The 4,049-nt window shown below is 39.7% G+C and carries 6 protein-coding genes and 1 pseudogene; all 7 read left to right on the forward strand.

Annotated features, from left to right (window positions below; genetic code table 11):
- Nucleotides 1-559 precede the first annotated feature (559 nt).
- The gene (locus I8752_RS24985) at nt 560-1,036 is read left to right on the forward strand and encodes an ester cyclase (RefSeq protein WP_214434935.1); all 477 of its coding nucleotides are present in this window, start codon (nt 560-562) and stop codon (nt 1,034-1,036) included.
- 201 nt (nt 1,037-1,237) lie between these two features.
- Nucleotides 1,238-1,717 (forward strand): GNAT family N-acetyltransferase, encoded by a 480-nt coding sequence (locus tag I8752_RS24990; RefSeq protein ID WP_214434936.1) that lies wholly within the window; start codon nt 1,238-1,240, stop codon nt 1,715-1,717.
- 506 nt (nt 1,718-2,223) lie between these two features.
- Nucleotides 2,224-2,535, forward strand: coding sequence for a hypothetical protein (locus tag I8752_RS24995; RefSeq protein ID WP_214434937.1), 312 nt, complete (start codon nt 2,224-2,226; stop codon nt 2,533-2,535).
- Between the two features lie 12 nt (nt 2,536-2,547).
- Nucleotides 2,548-2,784 carry a hypothetical protein gene (locus I8752_RS25000; RefSeq protein WP_214434938.1) on the forward strand — a complete coding sequence of 79 codons (237 nt, stop codon included), beginning with the start codon at nt 2,548-2,550 and terminating at the stop codon, nt 2,782-2,784.
- Nucleotides 2,785-2,808: 24 nt separating this feature from the next.
- Nucleotides 2,809-3,084: a hypothetical protein gene (locus I8752_RS25005; RefSeq protein ID WP_214434939.1), complete on the forward strand. Its 276-nt coding sequence runs from the start codon at nt 2,809-2,811 to the stop codon at nt 3,082-3,084.
- A gap of 180 nt (nt 3,085-3,264) precedes the next feature.
- Nucleotides 3,265-3,711: pseudogene (locus I8752_RS25010) on the forward strand (DUF4277 domain-containing protein); the annotation flags it as partial.
- 104 nt (nt 3,712-3,815) lie between these two features.
- On the forward strand, nt 3,816-4,010 hold the full coding sequence (locus I8752_RS25015; RefSeq protein WP_214434632.1) for an IS4/Tn5 family transposase DNA-binding protein: 195 nt from the start codon (nt 3,816-3,818) through the stop codon (nt 4,008-4,010).
- Nucleotides 4,011-4,049: the final 39 nt, after the last annotated feature.

Genomic DNA, 4,049 nt, shown 5'->3' on the forward strand with positions numbered 1-4,049 from the left:
GATTTAACGTCAATCTGACATGAAACTGACATGGATTTACCAAGGATTTAACATAGCTTTCATCTCGTCACAGTTATCCTTTCCATGAATTTGACATGGATTTAACGTCAATCTGACATGAAACTGACATGGATTTACCAAGGATTTAACATAAAACTGACATAGTATACTGTGCAGTTTTATTACTCGTTTTTACCTGTACTGAGGATAAAAATTTATGGCTCCTATAGCTTAGAAGTTTTGTTTAAACGCTATTATACGCGTCTAAACAAAAGATTTTCTGCTGCTGTTATTACAGCTACGTCAGGAAGTAAGTTTAGTAAGTAAGTCTTACCAAAAATTTTTCGTTCTTTTGTCTACACAGCTAATGAACAACCAATCAACTGACTGACAGTGCAGTCAATAGCCTCATTACACGAATTAGCTCAATCGTGTAATGCTGCATAAAGCCAGCGTGTTTTGAAGGCGATCGCTGAGGTAGTGTTTTCAAGTCGCCTAGAAAGCCCGGTTAAGTTCTCGTAATCACCGCGTTACAATCTAGTTCAAAACGAAATTCTGTATGCTGACTGAACAAAACAAAGCCCTCGTTCTCCAGTTTTACAAAGCTTTTGACGAACGCAAAATGGAGCAAGCCTTAGAGCTTTTGGCTCCAAACTTTGTTGCTCATCTAGCGGGTATAGCAGAGCCATTGGACGGGGCAGGGTTTAAGCAGTTTGGGATGTCGTTTTATTTAGCCTTCGGTCAGGGACAGCACATTTTTGATGAGGTTATTGTTTCAGGTGACAGGGTTGTAACGTATGGAAGATTCACAGCCAAACATCTTGGAGAATTTCAAGGTCTTCCGCCAACAGGTAAACAAATCAATTTGTCGATCATGCACATCGATCGAGTCGAGTCGGGAAAGATTGTGGAGCATTGGGGGCTTGGCGATGCACTCGGATTGATGCAGCAGTTAGGGATTGTTTTCTTACCTGCTCCGAAGCTACTACCATATATTCTCAAAGGAGTTGTATCTAAACTGTTTAGGAAAGCCTGAAAGTAGTTGCCAGTGGCAGAACAACCCGCTTGCACCCGACTGCTGACAAATGCTTGGTTGAGTCCTTGAGGTTGCTAGCAGCAGGTGAAGCGGAACGTTATACTGCTAAAATTCTCGATGAGAGGTTGATTTATACCTGTCTGCAACTTAATAAATTCAGCCATCAATGATTTGTGCTGAGTATTCCTTAACCAAAAACCTATGATTCGACTGATTACGCCCAGTGACACACCTGCCTTGATCGCTTTGGCGGAAGCGTCTGGGTTATTCGAGCCAAATCAAACCGAGGAACTCGCCCAAATGCTGGAGCAACACTTCAATAGCGAACTGGAAAGTCAAGACTTGTGGTTTACCGACGATGATAATGGAGTAGTAGGCGTGGCGTATGTTGCGCCGGAACGAATGACCGAAGGGACATGGAATCTCTATCTGATTGCTATTCACCCCGATCGTCAAAGACTTGGACGTGGTGGTGTCCTGCTGAGTCATGTTGAACAAGTACTAGCAGATCGCGGTGAACGTGTGCTGTTAGTGGAAACGTCCGGTCTTGAGAGCTTTGAATATGTCCGATCATTTTATCGAAAGAATGGTTATGACGAGGAAGCTCGGATTCGGGAGTTCTACAAAGCAGGAGATGACAAGATCATTTTCCGTAAAGCATTTAGGAAAAGCGCTGCATAACAATCCGCTTGCACACCGACTGGGACATAGAAGGTGGCGTTGAGTACTTCCCACATATCGACTTCACGCTTACGACCACCTCTTTTGGCTTCTGGAATCATGTCACTCAAAAATTCATATTGGGCGCGGGTCAGGTTACTGGGGTATGCTTTACTCATGTTGCTCTCTCGGTGCTGTCTACTATCTATTCACAGCGTATACTGAGAGAGCTTTTTTACAATCTCTCAGACTTTTCAAACATCCTCTAATGGGTTTGACTATATATTGATGATATTGATGTGACAAATGACGCTCATTGAGGCGAACGCTTAAGGTAAATTTTCAGAAATACCCATCAAATAATAATGAGAAAATTAAATATTTCTTTAGGCATTTTTAAAAGTGAGAACTAGCTAGTAAAAGTTGATAATTTACGTGATATATTGAAGAAATATACAAGCTGGTGTTAACAGCTTGTAACCGGAAATACTTATATTAATAAAAGTGAAAAAATCTAACTTTTGATTATGTGCATAGATGAAACGATAGCCACTGATATTAGGGAAGCAGTAGTCAGAGTATCTCTCTACTTAGAAGACTTTGGCAGCCATATAAGCCATTTAGATTTTTCTATTGAAAACCTAGAAGATTTAAAAGAAGAATTTGCAGAAGGAACAGACAAAGAATCAATTGATACTTACTTGTATGCGGCGTTGTCTCGCATAAAATCCACAAGAAAACAGCTAAAAGAAGATATCAAAATAATTAAATCTTATTTAAACCATTTTGTGGAATCTTCCAACAAAATACCTGAATTTACTTACAGAGACAAAATATAACTTTTGATTAATATGGATTTAACAGGAAAGAAAGTAATATTTACCAAAGAATACAATCCTATTCTAAGACCTGTTGATGAGTCTTTGGCTTTAGGAGTTCGTTTAAAAATGAAAGGTAGAACTTTTAGAGAAGTTGCTCCAGAAATTGGTATACGCCCAACTACTTTATGCAGTGCTTATCATGGTAAAAAGCCAGGAAGTGAACAAGAACTAAATAATCTCATAACTTGGCTAAAAAACAACATTTGAGACAAAATAAGAGTTTTGTACAATATGAGTTTTTACCCCTCACGAACAAAACAGCAAAGAATAAAAGAACAAAATGTTGCTGACCCAATATTTAAACCTAAAATTCCAGTTGGGACAGAGATAATTTATTTTCAAAAATATACCGATGATTGGGGGCATAAATTAGAAAGAAGAATTACAACTCAAATCCTTGATGAAAATCCAAGAGATAAACCTTATCAGCTTCAAGTAAAAATTTTGATTGAGAATAAGGCTAGATGGGTATCTCGTTCTAGTGTTATCCCGCTTAAGAAGGAATGAGACAAAATACAAATTTTGTAAAATTGAATAAAAAACGTCATCAAAACTATTAACTGTACATTCGCTTATTTTTGAAGGCAAGAGGAATTAATGCCTTGAGGGAAAAGGAATAGGGCAATAAGGAGTAATAGCACCATTTTCCGTTAGTCTGTAAGACAGATTCTGGAGAGGGGTGTGCGTATGGCAATAAACGAACAGGTAAAAATTTATTCTGAGAGAATTGATGATATTCCGGTAATAGTGGAATGGCTAAACAAGATGGAGATAGGCAACTGGATTGACCAAAAACTCACTCCACCACACGGAAATCACAAAGGACTGAGTTACGGAGAATTGAGTGTATTGTTATTGACATATATAATCACCCAGTCAGACCATCGGTTGTCGGCGGTAGAACCCTGGATAGAAGCAAACCGAAAAATTTTAGAGCTAACTACGGGGTGGTCGATAGGGAAAAAAGATGCCACTGACGACCGACTGGCAAGGGTAGTCGAAGAATTAGGCTTGCAATCAGAGGCGAGGCTGGAAATAGAAGTAAAGTTAGGACGACATCTGATTCGTGCCTACGAATTACCAACAGAAGTGGCACGAACTGATACAACAAGTTTTAGCGTGAATCATCAACCTGACTTTTCCCGTTAAGTCTCGAAAAGCAGACTCACAAAGGAGTTGGGAAACACCACAGCATATACAGTACAGTAATTGAAATCCGGTGCTAAAGGTGACGAACAATGCTGGACTGGTGGGAGAAAAATTTTGCGACCTGTGAGTTAGGCGATCGCCGATTAAATGAGCGTGCAATGTCGATAGGCTATGCTCTCAGTCTTGGATTTGGCAAAGCACTGTCGGAAATCTTCAGTAGTGGAACAGTACTCAAGAGAGCTTATGAATTTTTGCTAACCCAAAAGTGGAATTTTCAAGGGTGATTGAACCGCACTGTCAAATGACGGCGGAAACGGTTACAC

Source organism: Dendronalium phyllosphericum CENA369 (genome assembly GCF_016056275.1).
Lineage (GTDB): Bacteria > Cyanobacteriota > Cyanobacteriia > Cyanobacteriales > Nostocaceae > Dendronalium > Dendronalium phyllosphericum.

Coding starts and splice junctions, on each gene's coding strand:
- I8752_RS24985 (WP_214434935.1), top strand. CDS start 560: ATGCTGACTGAACAAAACAAAGCCCTCGTTCTCCAGTTTTACAAAGCT.
- I8752_RS24990 (WP_214434936.1), top strand. CDS start 1,238: ATGATTCGACTGATTACGCCCAGTGACACACCTGCCTTGATCGCTTTG.
- I8752_RS24995 (WP_214434937.1), top strand. CDS start 2,224: ATGTGCATAGATGAAACGATAGCCACTGATATTAGGGAAGCAGTAGTC.
- I8752_RS25000 (WP_214434938.1), top strand. CDS start 2,548: ATGGATTTAACAGGAAAGAAAGTAATATTTACCAAAGAATACAATCCT.
- I8752_RS25005 (WP_214434939.1), top strand. CDS start 2,809: ATGAGTTTTTACCCCTCACGAACAAAACAGCAAAGAATAAAAGAACAA.
- I8752_RS25015 (WP_214434632.1), top strand. CDS start 3,816: ATGCTGGACTGGTGGGAGAAAAATTTTGCGACCTGTGAGTTAGGCGAT.